This window comes from Candidatus Tisiphia endosymbiont of Thecophora atra (assembly GCF_964026395.1).
Classification (GTDB): Bacteria; Pseudomonadota; Alphaproteobacteria; order Rickettsiales; family Rickettsiaceae; genus Tisiphia.
In genome coordinates this window covers 1,745,659-1,766,673 of sequence record NZ_OZ032145.1, presented here as the reverse complement: position 1 = coordinate 1,766,673, position 21,015 = coordinate 1,745,659, and the positions used below count along the sequence as shown (strand labels likewise).

Below are 21,015 nucleotides of genomic sequence, written 5' to 3'. Positions count from 1 at the left end.
GTGAGTGATTATTTATTACATGACTTATAGTTCTCGTACCATTTCCGATTATGGCATACACTCAACTATTGATTGCAATTTTTAAATTACTCTGCTAATTCATTTAAGATTTGGTATTGTAATACATTATTATTTTGTGTATCATAACTTGAGTTCGATGTAAGACATCGGTTTAATAGCCTAGGGTGTTATCCCATAACTGTTGAAAGTTAAAAAATCGTCATTGCGAAGTGCCGTTAGGCACTGTGGCAATCTTCATGATAGTCAAGACCTCCTTCACAAGATTGCCACGTCGCCGCTTGCAGCGGCTTCTCGCAATGACGGTTTAAGCCTTACAACAGCATTTCGCAATGACGGTTTTTTAACTTTCGACAGTTGTGGGTGTCATCCCTGTTAGGGTTGATACAGAGTCTAGTATTAATTTGTTACATCGATATTTGAGGTTATCATAAGAAATATTTTTAATCACTTGAAACTGAAGGAATTTAAAATGCAAGTATTCGTTGGAAAAGCTGCACCGGATTTTACAGCTAAAGCTATTATGCCTGATAATAGTATAGAATCTGAATTTAATCTTAAAAATTATGCTACAGGTCATAAAGTTGTATTGTTTTTTTATCCCCTAGATTTTACTTTTGTTTGTCCATCAGAAATTATAGCCTTTAATAATAGATTAGGAGAATTTACTGAGAGAAATACAAAGTTAATAGCAATAAGCGTTGACTCGCATTTTTCTCATTTGGCTTGGAAGAATACTCCTTACAATAAAGGTGGTGTTGGCAATATCCAAATTCCTATGGTGTCAGATCTTAAAAAAAGTGCCTCCCATAGTTATAATGTACTTCATGATGATGGAATATCACTACGTGGTACTTTTGTTATTGATGAAGCATTTATAGTACGCCATTTGTCAGTTAATGATTTGCCAATTGGTAGAAATGTTGATGAAGTAATAAGACTGATAGATGCTCTAGACTATAATGCAAAGCATGGTGAAGTATGTCCAGCTGGGTGGCATAAAGGTGATGAAGGTATTACCCCATCACATAAAGGAGTGGCAGATTACTTAGCTTCTAATGCAGAAAAATTATAGTATATAGCGTAGGTTTTGCCGGATCAGTAGGATGTCATTGCTAGCTACTAACACCAATATACCGTAGCTAGAGATGACATCGAGATTTCTTAAGTTGACACACATAGGTTTACGCAGGTTTCCACGACCAGTTGTCATTTTTAAACTTCTCTAGTTAGAAATTAATTGTTTTTTTATTTTTTTACTTAGTGGGAAAAAATTTTGCTATATACTGCAAATATCATCCAAGGGATAATTTATGTCAAAGTAATCTTAAAGCCAAAGAAAGAGATTTGATGCTTAAGGAGCTATTTTTGGATACTAACCGAGTATCTTATACAAAAGAAACAATTGATATTCTAAGACTAATTAGGAGTGAAAATGTTGGTCCAAGGACTTTTTGGAGTTTAATAAAACTATTTGGTAGTAGTAGTGCTGCTATTGAAAACATCCAAGAATTTTCGCTGCGAGGTGGACGCTCTAAACCAGTAAAGGTATTTTCATAAAGTGAGGCAAGTAAAGAACTTGAGCTTTTGGAAAAGAATAACGCCAAAATTATTACCTATAAGTCTCTAGAATATTCAAGATTATTGTTAGAGATTTTTGATTGTCCGCCGATACTAAGTTATAAGGGCAATATCGGGTTATTATCACACGAAAGATGTTTAGCAATTGTTGGAGCAAGAAATGCTTCAGTAAATGGTCGTGCTTTTGCAGCTAAAATCGCTAAGGAATTGACAGACGCAGATTATATAATGGCTTCTGGACTTGCAAGAGGTATTGATACGGCAGTGCATCAAGTTAATATTTCTAAAACAATAGGAGTTATAGCTGGAGGAATTGATCATGTTTACCCCATAGAAAATGTTAAATTATTCGAACAAATTCAGCAAGAGGGATTAATAATTGCTGAATTACCAATAGGTTCAAAACCTCTTGGACAACATTTCCCACAGCGTAATCGATTGATTTCTGGTATATCTCTTGGAACGGTAGTAATTGAGGCAAGCCTAAAATCTGGATCATTAATAACAGCAAGGTTTGCTTTAGAACAGAATAGAGAAGTATTTGCAGTGCCGGGATTTCCGCTAGATTCTAGGTGTCAGGGTACTAATAAACTTATCAAGGAAGGAGCATACATGGTGGAATCTACCCAAGATATAGTAACTAATCTACCACATTTTTCTAAGGTTGTCAGCAAATCTAAGGATGTAGCAAATGATTCAGCTGAGAGTAACCAGTTTAAAGCGTTAGATATAAAATATGCTAATCCAATTACCAACGATATGCGTATGAAAGTTAAGGAGCTTTTATCTTCAACTCCTATAGATTTTGATTGTTTGCATCAAACGCAGCTACCTTTGCAGGTTATATATATGATAATACTGGAGCTAGAACTGGCTGGAAAAATAACTAGATATCCTGGCAACAAGATATCTTTAATTTATAAATAAATATGAAATTAGTAATAGTAGAATCGCCAGCAAAGGCGAAAACGATAAATAAATATCTAGATAATGGTTTTAAAGTTATTGCTTCGTTTGGACATATTAGAGATTTACCATCTAAAAATGGTTCAGTTCTGCCAGATGAAGATTTTGCTATGAAATATATTATATCAGATAAAGCAGAAAAATATGTTGAAGCAATAACTAAAGATGCTGCCAAAGCTGAAATGGTTTATCTAGCAACAGATCGAGACCGAGAAGGAGAATCAATTGCTTGGCATGTTGCAGAAATAATAAAAGAAAAAAACTTGGTTAAATCTAGTGATTTCTTTAAAAGAGTAGCATTTGATGAAGTTACAAAAAAAGCTATTTTACATGCAATTGAAAACCCAAGAAAGATTGATATTGATTTGGTTAATGCTCAACAAGCAAGGAGGGCATTAGACTATTTGGTAGGATTTACTTTATCGCCGATATTATGGCGTAAATTGCCAGGATGTAAATCAGCCGGAAGAGTGCAGTCTGTAGCACTGAGACTTATTTGCGAGCGAGAAGATGAAATTGAACGTTTTAAATCGCAAGAATATTGGGATATTAGTCTTAATGTTCTTAATAGTAATAATGAACTGTTTTTAGCGAGATTAACTCATGTTAATGGTAAAAAATTAGAGAAATTCTCAATTACTAATGAACTGGCTGCCAATGATCTAGTCGAGAAAATAAAATTAAAGAATTTTCATGTTGCCTCTATAGAAAAAAAACAGCAAAAACGTCAACCGCAACCGCCTTTTATTACCTCTTCGCTGCAGCAAGAAGCTGCAAGAAAATTAGGGTTTACTGCTAAGAAGACTATGCAAATTGCCCAAAAACTTTACGAAGGTATGGATATAGGTAATGAAACTATAGGTTTGATCACTTATATGAGAACGGACGGGACAACTCTTGCTAGTGAAGCTGTTGAACAAATACGCCAGTTGATAGATAAGAATTTTGGGGATAAATATCTGCCAGCTAGCCAGCGAGTTTATAAATCTAAAGCTAAAAATGCCCAAGAAGCTCATGAAGCGATTAGACCAACTGATATTACCCTGCTACCAGAAAAGTTAAAGGATAAATTAGACAAAGATTATTACAAGCTTTATGACCTAATTTGGAAGAGGACGGTAGCTTGCCAAATGGAAAATGTTATTATTGATTTGGTAGTAGCTCAGCTTGATACGGAAAATAAAGAATTTACATGCAGAGCAAATGGCTCAATTATTGCGTTTGATGGTTTTTATAAAATTTATCGAGAAGGTCTAGATGATGAAACAGAAGAAGAAAATAGGCTTCTACCAGCTCTAAAAGAAGGAGAGAAATTAATTACAGATTCAGTGAATCCAGCACAACATTTCACTGATCCGCCACCAAGATATTCTGAAGCTAGTTTAGTAAAGAGGCTTGAAGAGCTTGGTATTGGTCGCCCGTCTACTTATGCTTCGATTATATCAGTGTTGCAAGATAGAAAATATGTAGTTGTTGAGAAAAAACGATTCTTTCCAGAGGAATTAGGACGTTTAGTTACAACATTTTTGACAGGTTTTTTTAAGAAATATGTGGAATATGATTTCACAGCTGATCTTGAAAATGATTTAGATGAGGTAGCAGAAGGTAAAATAGAATGGAAGTCTTTACTAAAAAAATTCTGGGATGGGTTTAATAATAATGTAGAAGTAGTTAGTGGAAAGAAAATATCTGATATAATTACTTATGTTGAAGAAGCCTTAGATTATCACTTATTTGGAGAAAAATCAGAAAGTAACAATTCAAGAATTTGCCCATCCTGCTCTACAGGTCAATTAGGTCTAAAGCTTGGTAAGTTTGGAGCATTCTTAGCTTGCAGTAATTACCCAGAATGTACTTTCAAAAAACAAATTACCTCTAAAAATAGTGATGATGTTGCTACTATGGAAGAGAACAAACTATTAGGAGTAAATAAGGATGGTTTTGATGTTTTTCTAAAGAAAGGCCCCTATGGTTTATATGTACAGATTAGTGAGCAAGTTGCCAAGGGTGAAAAGCCAAAGCGTGCATCATTGCCACCTTCTATTGCACAAAGTGATGTTACTCTTGCTTTAGCTATGAGGTTGCTTGAGTTACCGGTTAAATTATGTTTGCATCCTGAATCTCAACAAGAGATTATACTTGGTATAGGTAGATATGGTCCGTATCTTAAATATCTTGATAGGTTTATTTCAATACCAAAAAGATACGATCCTTTTACCATAACAACAGAGATAGCTGTAGAAATAATTGAAACTAGTAACAATAAGTTAAAGAATAAACAAGAGAAAGATAATGGCAAACAGGTGATAGTTGCAAAAAAAACTTCTAAAAAGAATGCTACAGCAAAAAAAACAACAAAAAAGAAAAAAGTATAATAAGCGGTTAAGATAAAATTATGGGAAGGGTTATCACAAGATTTGCACCATCACCAACAGGTATGCTACATATAGGTAATAGTAGAACAGCTCTGATAAATTGGTTATATGCTAGAAAGCATAATGGCATATTCATTTTAAGGTTTGATGATACTGATTTTGAGCGTAGCAAACAGCAATATAAAAATGCTATTGAACAGGATTTGAAATTTCTAGGACTTAACTGGGATCAAACGTTTTGCCAATCTAATAGACTTGCTAAATATGAGGCTGTAAAGACATTATTATTGCAAAAAAATAGATTATATCCTTGTTTTGAGACTCAAGAAGAGCTGGAACTAAAACGTAAATTACAATTATCAAGAGGACTCCCCCCCATCTATGATCGGGCAGCTTTGAATTTAACTCAACAACAAATAAATGATTATATTAATCAAGGAAAAAAGCCGCATTATCGATTCTTGGTATCACATACTCCAATTATATGGCAAGATATGATTAAGGGTGAAGTTAAATATGATGGGAAGAATCTTGGTGATCCGATAGTTATCAGAGAAGATAATAGTATGACTTATATGCTTTGTTCAGTTATTGATGATATTGATTATTCGATTACCCATATTATTAGGGGCGAAGATCATGTAACTAATACGGCGATTCAGCTACAAATGTTTGAAGCCCTACAGGGAGAACTATACTCAAATCAAAAGAGTATACCTAATTTTGCTCATCTCGGTCTAGTTATTAGCCGAGATGAAAAAATATCTAAAAGAATAGGAGGATTTGAGATCGCTGCTCTAAGGGATGAAATTGGATTAGAACCAATGGCAATTAATAGTTTTTTTAGTTTAATTGGTTCGTCATCAAGTATTGTATCGTTTAAAAATTTAGATCAGCTAATAAAAGAGTTTGACATTAATAATTTTTCTAAAAGTCCAACAACTTATTTGCCGGAAGAATTAGAACGTCTGAATCATAAATTACTAATTAGCCTTAGTTTTGATGAAGTAAAAGATCGCTTAAGAGAGATTAAGGCTGAGCAAGTAACTGAACAGTTTTGGTTGGCAGTGAGAGCTAATTTACAAAAATTATATGAAATAAAAGATTGGTGGAATATTTGTTACTCACCATCTAAAGTTGAAGGATTAGATAAAGATTTTTTAAAACAGGCAGCTATATTGTTACCAGACGAACCAATAACCCTTGACAGCTGGAGCATATGGACTAAAAAAATTATGACCGTTACTGGTAAAAAGGGCAAGGATGTATTCTTACCTCTAAGGCTTAGCATAACGGGAATGGCATCCGGACCGGAAATGTCAGTAATATTACCCTTACTTCGCAGAGAGGAAATTATAAAAAGATTAAGTTGATTTTTGTGTTGATCTAAAAAAATAGCCTGAAAGGCTATTAACCCCAGCATCCGTAATGGAAGTCAATAAGAAAATAATAACTTAACATAAATTTTCATTTCTAGAATTGGCTTTAATATAAGGAAAGATGCATTCTTAAAGCGGCTAACGCGAATGCATTTTAAACCTTTCTAAAGCTAAAAACATGATTTTAATCTTTTAAAATCATGTTTTTAGCAAAATGGATTGCCACGCTCACGTACGTTCGCTCGCTAATAGACATATACGTCTATAAAACGTCTATTAGCAAGGAGACCGTAGGTCGACGAAGTAATCTATAATTTTACCGAATTTGGGATAAGAATTGACAAATTCTTATCCCGAATTCGCGTGTTACGGATTCTAGAACGAAAATAACGATCGATAAGACCATTAGATAGAAACCTTCACACCTACTAGTTCGGACAGATATCAGCTTTACAAACTCCAATAATAACTCCATTAGTATTATTAGTTATAGTTGCGTTCATACTAGAGCCACATGCTATGAAAGTCATATCTTGACAATTCCTAACTTGAATATGACCTGAAGATACTTCAGTTACATTACATCCTGTTCCTGTAATTTGTGGGGGTTTAGTACCAATCTCATAAGTTATGTCAAAGTTAGCAAGAATTATATTGGTGTGATTATCTCCAAAGCTTGTGCATTTCCACACTTGACCTGTATAACTTATGCGATTCTTCCACTTAAAACTGCATGTATCACCAGGAGCAAAATACCAACCAGCATCGCCCATACTATGGCATTGGTCATCTTGTATATCTGATTTAACTAATGAAGATTTTTGACTTTTTATTTGACTAGAAGAATTATCTAATTTGTTAACATTCACTGGATCGTTTTTTATTTTTTCCATTGCTGGATTGCTAGCAAATGCAGATAAAGTGGTACACAATATAAAAGGTATAAAAAAAGAAAATCGCTGCATATTTATCTCCTTGTTAATGTTAATAATTATATAGTTTGATAGCGTAACATTTTTTCTGTAAATTGCATGTTAACCCGCTTACTTACGTTAAATCTACAGAAAGAATGTTCGCTATCGGGACACAATAGGCTATTAAACCGATGTCTTCTAACAAACTGTTCTAATAGTTTGTTTATGTTTTTACATAATACGTAGCATTTTGTTTGCTGCTTACATAAAACTTAAGTTAAAGTAAATTAGGGAAACCCATGACTTCCTACCTTCCGAGTTTTAAAAGCAAGAGCTGACTTTTGGGATTCTTGATTAATTTCAACAATTCTATCATTTAGGAATTTTTGTAAATTTACATCATCTTTAACATTAACATGTTCTCCTTGCCGTTGGTATCCCATTTTAGGAGATCCATTTATACTTGTTATCCTCTCTTCTGTTCTTAATCTAACCTGCCCTACATTCGCTTCTCTCTCTCCTCCAGAACCAATTTCTTTAACTCTTTCTCCCCTTCCATCCGCTTCAACCTTTGCTAATTCCATTAATAGTTTTATCTGTTCTTGAGGAGTTGATAATTTTTTTAATTCTTCATTGATATATTGTTTCTGCTTTTTAAGTGCATTTTTTTGCAAATTTTTATATATCTCTTCTGCTTGTGCAGTAATCTCAACATTGGTTTTTCGAGATGGAATTACCTGTGTTGTAAAGTTGTTTCTAAGGGATTGGGCTACCTCTTTTGCACTTTCCTTAACAGACTTTGACCCAACTAATCTGCTAGCTGTACGAACATTATCAACTACTTTTGGTGTTAGAACGGGGGCATTCTGAAGAGTGGGCTTAGGTTCATCTATAATATTACCCCTTGGATTTACTTTCACATTTACTTTTTCTGGTTTTAGAACAGGTGTGGGATCTAGGGCATCAAGAGGCTTATCTAGAATATTAACACTTGCATTTACTCCTTCCTTTTGGGTCGTGTCAGCAAGAGAAACCACAGCCTCTTTTGTTCTACCCAACTCCTCAGTCTTCTGAGGGGAAGTTATAATACGGTCCACAGATAGTGTATCGATAGATTGTGAAATATCCACGCCATGTCCCTTGTTTTTGGCTACTTCTTGCATCATTGCTTTATATTTTTCTTGCGTTACTGGCAAGGTATAGATATGTCCACCATGTTCTATATAGCCAACTGCATCAGGGCTAGTGCCATTAAACTTAACTGGACGTGGTGAGCTGACCTCGATTAGCCTACCATCATCATCATAGTGAGCCGTAAAATATACAGCCTTACTTGCAGCAATATTTCTGCCATGCTGATCCTTTACCGCTAGCGATAAATGCATTGGACCACCATCATTAAGTTCTATCGGAAAATCTATCGTCCTATAATTTTTAATTTCTACTGGAGTACCATCACTTTTTTGCACTGTTTGAGGTGGATTTATTTGATGTGTTGCTTCTGTTAATGTAGCAATCTCACGATCATTTGCATCTCGTACTATCTGCGTTTTAGTAGTAATACCATTAGCACTTCCTCCAACTCCATCCTTCCATTCCATAGTACTAAATCTATCTGCAAACTGAGTATGAACATTCTTGTAGCCGGCAATTTCGACTTGTTCCAAAGCTCTTTTTAACTCAACTCCTCTCAGAACTTCACTGATTTTCTCTTTGTTTTCTTCATTCTCACAGTACGCACGAAATTTAGTTATATCTCCAATTTCTTCTAGTTTTGCTATATTATTCTTTACTAGAGCTTCAACTATTAGCTCCCTCTGCTTGGTTAAGATTTGATTCCTAATTGCTTGGGTTATAGGGTCAACATCTAGATCGGCAGCAGAAAAAGAAGAGAACCGGATAGAGTCAAAAGAAGGACCTTCAGAATGCTCTTCTAATTCTCTAAGATTTTCCTCAGCAGAACCTTGCAATACAAAAACGTCCTGAGCGAGTTCTTCTTGAGCAGGTTCTTCTTTAGTAGAAGTAATGATTGCCTGCAACTTATCTTCATATTTTTCTAAACCACCAAGAGTTTTTTTACTCTGCATGGATTGTTGCAGTTTGTCAGCTAATATATCAAACACTATAAATTTATTAAATGTTAACTTATCTTGTTCAGTTAACTCATCTTTAGTCTTTTCCCCTATCTTTTTACATTCATCAGCATTAGTCTTGATTGCTTCAGCCAAACCGTCTAATACATCATTTACTACAACAACCTTGAATTCTTTTGAAATATAATGATTTTCCAAAACTCTATTTGGAATTTCAAGTAGATGGTTAAATAGAGGATCAACGACCTCATGTTCAACTAGATCATTTTTTGCCTGAATATCTACTTTTTCTCCAGCTTTATCTATTTCAATCATCAAGTCTGTATAATAATCAAAATACTCTCTAGGATTTTTCTCTTCACTCTTACTCATTTTTACCACCCTATTCTTAAATTCTAATTATATTGATGCTAAATAATATTCTTATTTAAAGCAACTAAAAAAGTAGAGTCCATCACTTTAATTATATCATAAATAATATTAGCACTAAGCATATACGCAATTATATCTTGACATTTTCTTTGCCTAGAGGCAAACTAAGCTCTAACAAGCGGAAGTAACGGTAATTATGATCTTGATATTTATTTTAATGTTTTATGTTTTTACAATTAATAGGCATAGAGATAGCCAAAAGAGCTATAATTTTATCATACCATTATTTTATATTAATCTTTTAATAGCTAATATCTATTTTTACTTACATGCTACTGACCACTTAAATATCTCTTTTTAATTTGTTATGAACCCAGTTTCAAGCCGACCTACAATAATTATATATATTGCTATTGCTATTTTATGTATAGTAACAAATATCGTAGCCTTTATTTTCCAATTTTTTTATTATGAACTACCCTGCCCTTTATGTTTATTACAAAGATTCGGTTTTATTGCTATCGGACTTGGAGCACTACTTAGCATAATATATAATCCTTCTTGGAAATATGATATGATTATATTCATCTCTAGTATTTACACGCTGATGGTAGGGCTTAGGCAGGTTTTGCTGCATATTTTACCCCATGATTTAGGATATGGTAATACTTTCCTTGGGTTACATTTTTATACATGGTCAGCAATAATTTCTTTTTCTTTAATCCTATTAATGTCTATAATTCCTATAATTAGCCTTATTCTAAGTAAATTTAGTATACTACAATTTTATCCTAGTTTTGTACCTGCATTAATTGAGATTAGTTTGATAATTATCACTCTTGTTAATGTGTTTGCAACTTATTTTGAATGTGGTTTTAGCATATGTCCTAGCGATCCTACAACTTACTTAGAATGGAAAAATTTACAGCAATTATTTGGTAGTAGTTAAGTAATTTTAATTTATTAGATCTATGTTTAAAAAAGATAACTATTCAAGAAGTTTAATTATATTATTATAATAGAACATCATGAAAATTTTTAATAATAACCAATAAATGGAGGATACAATGTCAAAAAGCTTTGTAGAAAAAGTAAAAAAAGGGGCAGCAAAATTAGCAGATAAGGTAGAGCAAAAGGTAGAACAATTTGTTGATGCTGTACCAACTGATGATGAGATAATGGACAAACTCCGAGATGGATTTAAAAAAATTAACTCTAAAGTTGCTCAAGTAAGCCCAGAAAGTGCAAAAACTTTGCGGAAGATAGAAGGAAAAATAGGGGTTAAGCCAAGTCCACAAAATCTTGCTGAAATAGTTGATGACTTACATAATCTCAAAGATAATTTTATGAAAGACATGAAAACTCCAAAAGTGATCACTCAATTCGGTGATTTTTTAAAATCTACTATTGCTTTAATAGGATCTATTGGTAAATCTGCAAAAGAACGTGGAAAAGCATATGATAACTTTAGCAAATCAGTAGAAGCTCTAGGTAAAGCGATTAGCAAAGCATTCGAGGGACCGTCAAAGACACGTTGAGGAGTAAAATATTACCAAGGCGGATTGATTCCTGCGTGGGTTCATTAGTGTCCGGAGCTATCTTTATAGTTAACCCAAGGAGATTCTAGCTATAATAATAGAAGTGCTGTCACCCCTGCTTCAGTGCGGGGTCTAGATTCCCGCCTTCGCGGGAATGACATTAACCCTAGCAGGGATGACACAATAGGCTACTAAACCAATATCTTACATCAAATTAAGGTGTTAGATTATTTTTTAGTCTCATTTGTTATTTGTGACTTTGGTAACATTATTTTGATATCAGCTTTACTTTCAAGATCAGCAACATACTTTAATATAGCATCTCTACTAAGTTGATTGGTTATACTAGCAGTAGCTTCCTCCTTAGAAGGTATTTGTGCAGGTCTTTTATCAAGTACAGTAATTATATGCCAACCAAATTGGGTTTTAACTGGAGAAGAGATTTCATTTACTTTCATTGATAATGCTTTATCTTCAAATTCAGGTACTAGCTGTCCAGAAGTAATATAGCCTATTTCTCCACCATTTGCTTTAGACCCTTCATCTTTTGAGAAATCCTTAGCAAGCTTAGCAAATTTTTCCCCTTTTTTAAGTCTATTTTGTACATTTATTGCTTCTTTTTCAGTTGCAACCAAAATATGACTTACTTTTACTTCCTCTTTTCCTTTTAGGCTAGCAACTAATTTATCATATTCAGCATTAATCATTTTCTCATCAACATGAGATTTTACATAACGCTCCATCAATTCTTGCTGAACCAATTGGTTTTTTACGACATTCAACTTAGATTGGAATTCTTTTGAAGATTCAATATTAGAATTCTTGGCCTCTTGCTCAAGCAATTTTGCATCGATATAGCCCTTTACTAACATTTCCTGTATATTCGCATCGAAATCAGTAAACTTTTTTCCTTTAGCACTTGGTTGGGTATCTAAAGAAGGTTGGAATTGTTGCATAACCTGTGATTCTTTTACTTCACCACCTTTGTAGGTAGCAACAATTTTATCTTCATCAGCAAAAGCACTACTCGCAAGTAAACTAGCAGCTAAAAAAATTATAGTTGTTCTTTTCATTTGTTATCCATTATTATATATTGTTTATGATAGCTGGATTTTATAAGGATAACCCTTCTACGTCAACAGCTATTTACAATTTGTTTGATAAATATCATAAAATATCATATTTTACAGGATATTTACTAACCTCAATTAGATATAAGAATTGTTAATTCTTATATTGAATTCGGTGAAATTATAGAAACAATCAGATTGGAGACGGCTCTGCATCTGATTGTTAAATCATGTCATTGCGAGGAGACCGTAGGTCGACGAAGCAATTGTAAGTTAAAAGTATGATATAATAGATATTGAAGTCAATGTAAATAATGATTTATACTGACTTATAAGGGGGTATTACAGCGATAGTCATTAATAATACTAAATGACTATCGCTGTGCAGGCGTGAGCGACCGTGAAGCAATTGGTTTTAAGACCGAATGGATATTGGTACTCTAGCCCAAATCCCCGAGACGTTTGAATAGTTGATTGGGATGCCTTTGCACGCCCGCTTACAATCGTAAACAACATTAAAAGTCTTCGAGGTATTATGCTATTATATAATAATTTTATCGGTCTTGATATAGGAAAATTCAATTTTGTTGTTGCTATTCATGGAAAAAAAGAAACTAAAGAATATAATAACAACTCTAATGGAATAGCTGATTTTATCAAGGATTACAAAAAAGAGATTAGTTCTGCATTGTGTGTTTTAGAAACTACTGGTGGATATGAAATGGAACTATTACTAACGCTTTGCAATCAGGGTTTTGCTGTACATAGAGCCAATACTCGTAAAGTTAAAAACTTTATTAGGTCTTTTGGTAATGCAGCTAAAACTGACAGTCTTGACGCTAAAGCTTTGGCACTTTATGCTTTTGAACGATCAGAAAGATTAGAGCTATTTAAAGTACAATCTAAGCAAGCTTTAAACTTGTATGAATTAGTAGGACGTAGGAACGATCTTAAACAAATGTTGATTGCAGAAAAAAATAGGTTTCAGTCCCCGAGAGCTGATTTAATCAAGTCTAGTTGCGTTAAAATGATCGAAGTACTAGAAGAGCAAATTGCATCTATTACTAAAGAAATAGATGACTTAATAGCAAAAGATAAGCTCTTGCAAGCTAAGAAAGAGACTCTGCAAACTATTAGTGGTATAGGCACAGTAGTATCTAATGAGCTTATAGCTTTGTTACCTGAACTTGGTACATTGAACCGCAAACAAATAGCATCATTAGTAGGTGTTGCACCAATATCTAATGATAGCGGTAGATATAGTGGATATAGACATACAGGTCATGGTCGAAATTTTGTTAGACCTATGTTGTTTGTAGCTGCTATGGCTGCTAGAAATTCTAACTCTGAACTGAAGGTATTTTATGAGAAATTGATCAATAGAGGAAAAAAGAAAATGGTGGCGATGGTAGCATTAATGCGTAAAATCATTGTGATTGCAAACGCTAAGTTACGTGATTTAACTAGCTCTGCACAAGCAATAAAAATTTAAACCAAATTTATTTAAATTTTTATTGCGAACATAGTTGATCCATATGACAAGCTTCATGGATTGCCACGCTCACATACGTTCGCTCGCAATGACGTGTAGAGAAGCTGTATTTACTAATATTAAAGCCAATTCGGGATAAGAATTGACAAATTCTTATCCCGAATTCGCGTGAATTTAGGTTATTTTACAGGATATTTACTATTTAAATCTAGGATATAAATGCTTTCTTTACTTAAAAAATTATTCGGCACAGCAAATGATAGAAGTATAAAAAAACTATCTTTAGAAATTGAAAAAATTAATTTGCTCGAGCCTTCAATACAAAAACTTTCTGATGATGATTTGAGAAATAAAACAGAGCAATTTAGGCAAAGATTAAAAGATGGTGAGTCATTAGATGACTTAACTTATGAAGCTTTTGCTGTTGTACGGGAAGCTTCAAAAAGACTCTATGGGATGAGGCATTTTGATGTTCAGTTAATTGGTGGATTGATATTGCACCGTGGTATGATTACTGAAATGCGTACAGGAGAAGGAAAAACTTTAGTTGCCACATTACCCGCATATTTGAATGCTCTTACTGGTGAAGGGGTACATGTTGTTACGGTAAATGATTATTTAGTAAAACGTGATTCTGAGTGGATGGGAAGAATTCATAATTTTCTAGGGTTATCTGTTGGTTGTATCACTGCTGGTATCAGTGATGATGATAGACGTAACGCTTATAGAGCAGATATTACTTATGCAACTAATAACGAGCTTGGATTTGATTTCCTCAGAGATAACATGAAATATAGTGAAGATTCTAAGGTACTTCGTCCTTTTAAATTCGCTATTATTGATGAAGTTGACTCAATTTTAATTGATGAAGCAAGAACTCCGCTAATTATATCAGGTCCAGTAGACGAACGCTCGGATTTATACAGCACAATTGATAAATTAGTTCGTCAGTTTAAAGATGAAGATTACGAAAAAGATGAGAAATTACGAACAGTTAATCTTACTGAGAATGGTATAACTCATGTAGAATCAATGCTTGTAGCTAATAGTCTTATTGTAAAAGATTCAAGCCTTTACGATTTTGAAAATTTAAGTTTGGTTCATTATATCAATCAATCATTAAGAGCTCATATCCTCTTCAATCGTGATGTTGATTATTTAGTACGCGATGGAAAAGTTATGATTATTGATGAATTTACTGGACGCGTTATGGAAGGTAGACGGTATTCCGAAGGGTTACACCAGTCACTAGAGGCAAAAGAGCATGTACAAATTCAAAATGAGAATCAAACTTTAGCTTCTATTACTTTCCAAAACTATTTTAGGAATTATCCCAAATTATCAGGTATGACTGGTACAGCAATGACCGAAGCTGCAGAGCTAAAAGACATATACAATCTTGATGTTCTTGCTGTTCCTACCCATAATCCAATTACTAGAGTTGATTATGATGACGAGATTTATGGCAGTAAACAAGATAAATATGAAGCTATCCTAAAATTAATAAAAGAATGTTATGATCGTGGTCAACCTGTCTTGGTTGGAACGGTTAGTATAGAGAAATCTGAAGAAATTTCTAACTTACTTACCAAAAATAAAATAAATCATAATGTTTTAAATGCAAAATTTCATCAGCAGGAAGCATTTATTATAGCTCAAGCTGGACGATTTAAGGCTGTGACTATTGCCACAAATATGGCAGGTCGTGGTACAGATATTATGCTTGGCGGTAACCCAGAAATGCTAATAGAACAACTATCTCTAAAGAACCTAGCAAAAGAGCAATATGAATTAGAAATAGTAAAAATAAAAGAGCAGATAGCTGAAGAGAAGCAGCGTGTAATAGAGGCTGGAGGATTATTTGTTATAGGTACTGAAAGGCATGAGAGTCGTAGGATAGATAACCAGTTACGAGGAAGAGCTGGTAGACAAGGTGATCTAGGCAATACAAAATTTTTCTTGTCTTTAGAAGATGATCTGATGCGTATTTTTGCCTCAGACCGTATTTCCGGAGTTTTAAGAACGTTAGGTTTAAAAGATGGTGAAGCAATCCATCACCCTATGATTAGTCGTTCACTTGAAAAAGCTCAACAGAAAGTTGAAGGACATAATTACGAAATACGTAAAAATTTATTACGTTTTGATGATGTTATGAATGATCAACGTAAGATAGTTTATGAACAGCGCAGTGACATCATTAAGTCAAAAGATGCACATGATTTTTTAACCAACATGACAAAAGAACTAGTGGAAAAAGTGGTATTAACTTTTATTCCCCCTAGTTCTTATAGAGAAGACTGGGATATAAATGCTCTAATAGGAGAGTTGCAGCGTATTTTTGCTATAAAACTACAGCATGAATCTATAACAAAGGCTGATGTTACCGAAGTACAGGTGGTATCTAACGTTGTACAAATGGTAAATGACTTGTATCAAGCAAAATATGAAGCATATAGCGTTAACTTGATGAATGACGCAATTAAGTATATTTTACTAACAACTTTAGATCAAGTATGGAAAGATCACCTACATAATTTAGATCATTTACGACAAGGTATATCACTAAGGGCTTATGCCCAAAAAGATCCTCTTAACGAGTATAAAAGAGAAGCTTTTAATTTATTTGAACAAATGCTCGATAATTTGAAGGAATTATTTATCCAAAGAGTTTGTCATCTCCATATGGATACTAGCCATATTAAAAAAGAGTCAATGTCTTTGGAAAATAAAAAACTTCAAAAGACAATGCGAGAAACTAGGGAGGACCCAGCTTTTCATAAATATAATGCTGGTGTTAGTATTGAAACTCAACTTAAAACCATCAAAACTCAAGTCAATCCACAGGATAGAGTACAATCAGACCCATCAAGTTGGGGAAAAGTGGCTAGAAATGAGTTATGTCCCTGTGGTTCTAGCAAGAAATATAAATATTGTCACGGAAGTAATGAATAAGCAGAGCAATTTAATGATAGACAACCAACTTGTGAGTTGCTTAGTAGCCACCCAGTTTCCACAATTTAGAGATTTGCCTATTCAGCCGGTCGAACTAAGTGGTTGGGACAACAGAACATTTCGCTTGGGTAAGCACATGCTTGTACGCATGCCTAGTAGCGAGAGGTATGCAATACAGGTAGAAAAAGAGCAAAAGTGGTTGCCTAGATTGGCATCTTTGCTGCCACTTTCAATTCCACTGCCTGTAGCAATGGGAGAAGCTGGTGAGGGCTATCCATGGCGATGGTCCATTTACCGCTGGATTGAGGGCGAAACTACTACATCTGCACACATAGCCGACCTAGGTGACTTCGCAACCAGTCTCGCACAATTTCTCATCGCTCTGCAAAGCATTGATCCCACAGACGGACCTCTACCAGGCTTACATAACTTCTATCGTGGTGGTTCTCTAACGATCTACGACACTGAAACACGACAAGCAATTTCTGCATTAAGTAACAAGATCGATGTCATCACTGCTACTAAAATTTGGGAAGAAGCTCTTACTACTACTTGGCAAGGTTCACCAATATGGATTCATGGTGACATCAGCACCGGCAACCTGCTAGTGCAAGAAGGAAAGTTGAGTGCTGTCATTGATTTTGGAGGGCTAGGTATCGGCGACCCAGCCTGTGATTTGGCGATTACTTGGACATTGTTTCAAGGAAAAAGTCGGGATATCTTTCGAACAATGCTTCCGTTAGATGCTGGCACTTGGGCTCGCGGTCGTGCATGGACATTATGGAAGGCTTTAATTATCGCAGCAGGTCTCCCGGGTACAAATACTGCAGAAGTCACACAATCATGGCGTGTTATTGATGAAGTACTTACAGATTACAAGCATAACTAAACAATGTTATGAATAGCAAAAATAGAACATAGAAGTAATTTCTATATTAGCCCTATCATAGAATATATGTAATTATAAGATTTTGGAGATGATGAGTTTCGTAGATTAACGGTAATAAAAATATCTGCATTTGAGAAAATAGCTAAGTTCTATTCTATGAAGAAAGTAATAAAAATAGGTACAAGAAGAAGTCCTTTGGCTTTAGTACAGACAAATTTAGTAGTCGACCAAATTAAAATTCATTACCCAAACATAAATTGTGAAATAGTCCCAATAATTACCTCTGGTGATTTGATTAAGGATAAAAATCTGTATGATATAGGTGGCAAAGCTTTATTTTTAAAAGAAATAGAAAATGCTCTTATAAATGACGAAATTGACTTAGCTGTACATTCCTTAAAAGACGTACCTTGCAAACTACCGTCAGAATTGATGATATGTGCTGTACTTGAGAGTGAAGATGCACGGGATGTATTTGTCTGCTTAGATTATAAATCAATAGAAGAACTGCCTTTTGCTAGTAAGGTAGGTACATCTTCAGTGCGTAGAAAAATCCTAATACAAAGAAAAAGACCTGATTTAAAAATTGTTACTTTTAGAGGAAATGTTGATTCAAGAATAAAAAAATTAATGCAAGGTGATGTTGATGCAACTATTTTAGCTTATAGTGGTTTAAAAAGATTAGGACTATTTGATACACAATATTGCCACTTAATAGAGACAAAGGAAATGTTGCCATCTGTAGGACAGGGTGTTATAGCGATAGAGATAAGAAAAAATGATAATAAAATGCAAGAAATATGTAATAAAATTAACCATTTTGAAACATGGGAACTAATGCAAGCTGGAAGGGCATTTTTGGAATATTTAGATGCAGATTGTAAAACTCCTATAGCTGCTTATTCAACGTATATAGGTAATGATATTCTTACAGAGTTTATGCTTTCTGATTTTGACGGTAGTAAAATAGTTTTTCATAGTGACATTTCTAATCCAAAAGATTGCAAAAATTCTGGCATACAGGCCGCAAAAACTTTGATGTTAGCTATAGTGAATTGAGGAGAATTTGGTAACATCGTCTTCGATCCCTCGCCTATTATATACTGCTCGTAAATGAAGAGTTGATAGACGAAGATCAAAATCATGAAGTGCTAGGAGTCAAAGGGTCGAGGTGCTAGGCGTACTACATTAGTACGTGGCTACCTACGATCCCTGAAGACGACAACGCAATTCTTGATTTTCATCGAGTATATATAGGTGTCGCTCCATCGCTCCTGCTACTCAATTCTCTTCAATTGACTATAGCTAAAACCTTCTTACGCGAATTAGGGATAAGAATTAACTAATTCTTATCCCTAATTGGGGTTTCTTGGGTTAACTTAGAATTATTCTTAATAGCATTTCATTATTAATTCGAACTGGTTATCATTAGAAGGAATAATTTTTGTACTAGTATTGTAAATAATTGGATCATTAATTTGCTCGTGACCAAACCTATTAGTCTTAAATACTGGAATTTTTAAGGTTGCTGCAAAATCAGTAAGAACAGTAATGATATTCTTACCATCACCTCCACAAGTCCCAAATATTATAGCATTTACATGATCTAGCAGCCTTGCTTGTTTTAAATGATATAAAATACGATCTAGCTGATATGGTTTTATGTCAACATCTTCCAAAAAAAGAATCTTATCTGCTGTTTTTATTTGCCATGATGTACCGATAGATGTTTGTACAATGGTTAAATTACCACCAGTAAGATTACCTGTAACAATTTTGCTAGATTTTGCAACAGGGTTGATTGCTGATAACCCTTTAATTTTAGCTAGAATTTCTTTACTAGAAATTATTTTTGCTATTTTTATAAAATTCTGATGATCTCTTGTTGGATTAAATATTTCAATGATTCCGTTACCATGAATTGTCTTCCATCCCCATTCTTGAGAAAAGAAAATATGTAAAGCCGTCATATCACTAAACCCTATAAAAAACTTTTCCTTTATAGGTTTTTTCATGCGTTGTAAGTCAGGAATCAATTTTGCTGAACCATATCCCCCGCGAAGTGTCCATACTACGTCATTTGATTGATCCAGTAATGCGTTTTCTAAACACGATAACCTTGTTTTATCATCGGCAGAATGGAATAAGCTTTTTCCTCCAAAGCAACTATTTGGAATATCTAGTTTTAATGAAGTAATATTTTTTAAATTAGATAATAATTCACTGCTTACCCCTGAGGCAGGAGCAACAACAGTAATTTTTGTATCTTTCAATAAGCTAATAAATTCCTTATTATTTTTGTTAAAGTCTAGATTCGAAAATGCTGATAATAACATAAAAACAACTAGTAGGAGGACTATACGCATTGGTAACATAATTTGAAAAATTTATGATATGGATGGTTTTCTGTTATAGTCTGAATTTTATCATTAATTAATTAATTTGATTATACACGATAAAAGTTATGCACTAAGTAAAAATTAGTCAATGGCATCAATATTTTTTCTATTTACAATTAAGATATTAATAAGATTTAATCAATACTTTAAGCAATTATGGAAATATATTTGTTTGTTAATAAGATGTAAAATTAAGTTGAACATGGATTTTACAAAATGATTATTCATTTTTTATTCACAAACTTATCCACAATACTTTTATATTATAGAGGACTATACATAGTTATATGCAGCAATTCCAAAAGTTGCCTAATTCTTTATATTTTCAATTATTTCTGTTGTTAAACCACATTCTCTTCAATACATCATCTTTTCTTACAAAATGGTGATAAAAGGCAGCTAAAGTATGCAGAGCAATTAAAGCACAGAGAATAAATGCTGAAAATTCATGCATTTTGTAAAATATTTTGGCAAATAATGCATTCTGAATGAATGAAGTGATAGTAAACAGTCCATATATGTCAATGTTACGACCTGATAGAATGGTCATTAATACACCACTGATTGGCATTATAAACATTAAAAAATAGAGTATATTGATATTTAAGGTAGCAGCATTTTTTTGCCATCTTGGTAAATCACTTGGTAAGATTACTCTGATATTAATTAAACGCCATAGCAATCTTACGGATACTAGTAATAATACCATCACGCCTATAGCCTTGTGGGAGGCGTAAATTTGCTGTTTTACAACAGGATCTTCTATGTTTTGCATAGAAAAACCAACTATAATCATCGATACTACCATAACCCCAACTATCCAATGTAGAAGTTTTGTAACTAAACCATAGGAATTTTCAGTGTTTCTAATAGTCATATTAAAACCTATAACATAGCTAAATAATAGACTTCCTGCATAATTCTACTTTTGCTGGTAATTTGTGCGTGATACCGGTACTCTGCTCCTCACGTACATT

At 33.8% G+C, this 21,015-nt stretch carries 16 protein-coding genes; 11 read left to right on the top strand and 5 right to left on the bottom strand.

Going from position 1 to position 21,015, the window contains the following annotated elements:
• Positions 1–490 precede the first annotated feature (490 nt).
• From AAGD45_RS08300 to gltX, 5 genes are all read left to right on the top strand, one after another.
• On the top strand, positions 491–1,093 hold the full coding sequence (locus tag AAGD45_RS08300; protein ID WP_341761411.1) for a peroxiredoxin: 603 nt from the start codon (positions 491–493) through the stop codon (positions 1,091–1,093).
• A 188-nt stretch (positions 1,094–1,281) separates the two neighbouring features.
• Positions 1,282–1,578, top strand: a complete 297-nt coding sequence (locus AAGD45_RS08295; protein ID WP_341761410.1) for a DNA processing protein DprA — start codon at positions 1,282–1,284, stop codon at positions 1,576–1,578.
• Between the two features lie 27 nt (positions 1,579–1,605).
• Positions 1,606–2,526, top strand: a complete 921-nt coding sequence (gene dprA / locus AAGD45_RS08290; protein WP_341761409.1) for a DNA-processing protein DprA — start codon at positions 1,606–1,608, stop codon at positions 2,524–2,526.
• Between the two features lie 2 nt (positions 2,527–2,528).
• Entirely contained in the window at positions 2,529–4,940 is a 2,412-nt protein-coding gene (gene topA, locus AAGD45_RS08285; protein ID WP_341761408.1) for a type I DNA topoisomerase, read from the top strand.
• Positions 4,941–4,960: 20 nt separating this feature from the next.
• Positions 4,961–6,313: a glutamate--tRNA ligase gene (gene gltX / locus AAGD45_RS08280; protein WP_341761407.1), complete on the top strand. Its 1,353-nt coding sequence runs from the start codon at positions 4,961–4,963 to the stop codon at positions 6,311–6,313.
• Positions 6,314–6,747: 434 nt separating this feature from the next.
• Here gltX and AAGD45_RS08275 read toward each other — a convergent pair whose 3' ends face one another.
• Both AAGD45_RS08275 and AAGD45_RS08270 read right to left on the bottom strand, forming a co-directional pair.
• A complete protein-coding gene (locus AAGD45_RS08275) occupies positions 6,748–7,284 on the bottom strand; it encodes a hypothetical protein (protein ID WP_341761406.1) in 537 nt (178 codons plus the stop codon).
• A 236-nt stretch (positions 7,285–7,520) separates the two neighbouring features.
• A complete protein-coding gene (locus AAGD45_RS08270; protein ID WP_341761405.1) occupies positions 7,521–9,698 on the bottom strand; it encodes a Sca4 family protein in 2,178 nt (725 codons plus the stop codon).
• Positions 9,699–10,065: 367 nt separating this feature from the next.
• Between AAGD45_RS08270 and AAGD45_RS08265 the strand changes: the two genes are divergently transcribed.
• On the top strand, positions 10,066–10,647 hold the full coding sequence (locus tag AAGD45_RS08265; protein WP_341761404.1) for a disulfide bond formation protein B: 582 nt from the start codon (positions 10,066–10,068) through the stop codon (positions 10,645–10,647).
• Between the two features lie 118 nt (positions 10,648–10,765).
• Positions 10,766–11,236, top strand: a complete 471-nt coding sequence (locus tag AAGD45_RS08260; protein WP_341761403.1) for a hypothetical protein — start codon at positions 10,766–10,768, stop codon at positions 11,234–11,236.
• Positions 11,237–11,463: 227 nt separating this feature from the next.
• Here the strand turns inward: AAGD45_RS08260 and AAGD45_RS08255 are convergent, their stop codons facing one another.
• On the bottom strand, positions 11,464–12,309 hold the full coding sequence (locus AAGD45_RS08255; RefSeq protein WP_341761402.1) for a peptidylprolyl isomerase: 846 nt from the start codon (positions 12,307–12,309) through the stop codon (positions 11,464–11,466).
• A gap of 532 nt (positions 12,310–12,841) precedes the next feature.
• Between AAGD45_RS08255 and AAGD45_RS08250 the strand changes: the two genes are divergently transcribed.
• From AAGD45_RS08250 to hemC, 4 genes are all read left to right on the top strand, one after another.
• Positions 12,842–13,798 (top strand): transposase, encoded by a 957-nt coding sequence (locus tag AAGD45_RS08250; RefSeq protein WP_341760795.1) that lies wholly within the window; start codon positions 12,842–12,844, stop codon positions 13,796–13,798.
• 219 nt (positions 13,799–14,017) lie between these two features.
• Positions 14,018–16,750, top strand: a complete 2,733-nt coding sequence (gene secA, locus AAGD45_RS08245; RefSeq protein ID WP_341761401.1) for a preprotein translocase subunit SecA — start codon at positions 14,018–14,020, stop codon at positions 16,748–16,750.
• Positions 16,689–17,639 carry an aminoglycoside phosphotransferase family protein gene (locus AAGD45_RS08240; RefSeq protein ID WP_341761400.1) on the top strand — a complete coding sequence of 317 codons (951 nt, stop codon included), beginning with the start codon at positions 16,689–16,691 and terminating at the stop codon, positions 17,637–17,639. Before secA ends, AAGD45_RS08240 begins: the two co-directional genes overlap by 62 nt.
• 156 nt (positions 17,640–17,795) lie before the next feature.
• Positions 17,796–18,698, top strand: coding sequence for a hydroxymethylbilane synthase (gene hemC, locus AAGD45_RS08235; protein ID WP_341761399.1), 903 nt, complete (start codon positions 17,796–17,798; stop codon positions 18,696–18,698).
• 332 nt (positions 18,699–19,030) lie between these two features.
• Here hemC and AAGD45_RS08230 read toward each other — a convergent pair whose 3' ends face one another.
• Entirely contained in the window at positions 19,031–20,014 is a 984-nt protein-coding gene (locus AAGD45_RS08230) for an LD-carboxypeptidase (RefSeq protein WP_341761398.1), read from the bottom strand.
• 349 nt (positions 20,015–20,363) lie between these two features.
• Positions 20,364–20,915: a cytochrome b gene (locus AAGD45_RS08225; RefSeq protein ID WP_341761397.1), complete on the bottom strand. Its 552-nt coding sequence runs from the start codon at positions 20,913–20,915 to the stop codon at positions 20,364–20,366.
• Positions 20,916–21,015: the final 100 nt, after the last annotated feature.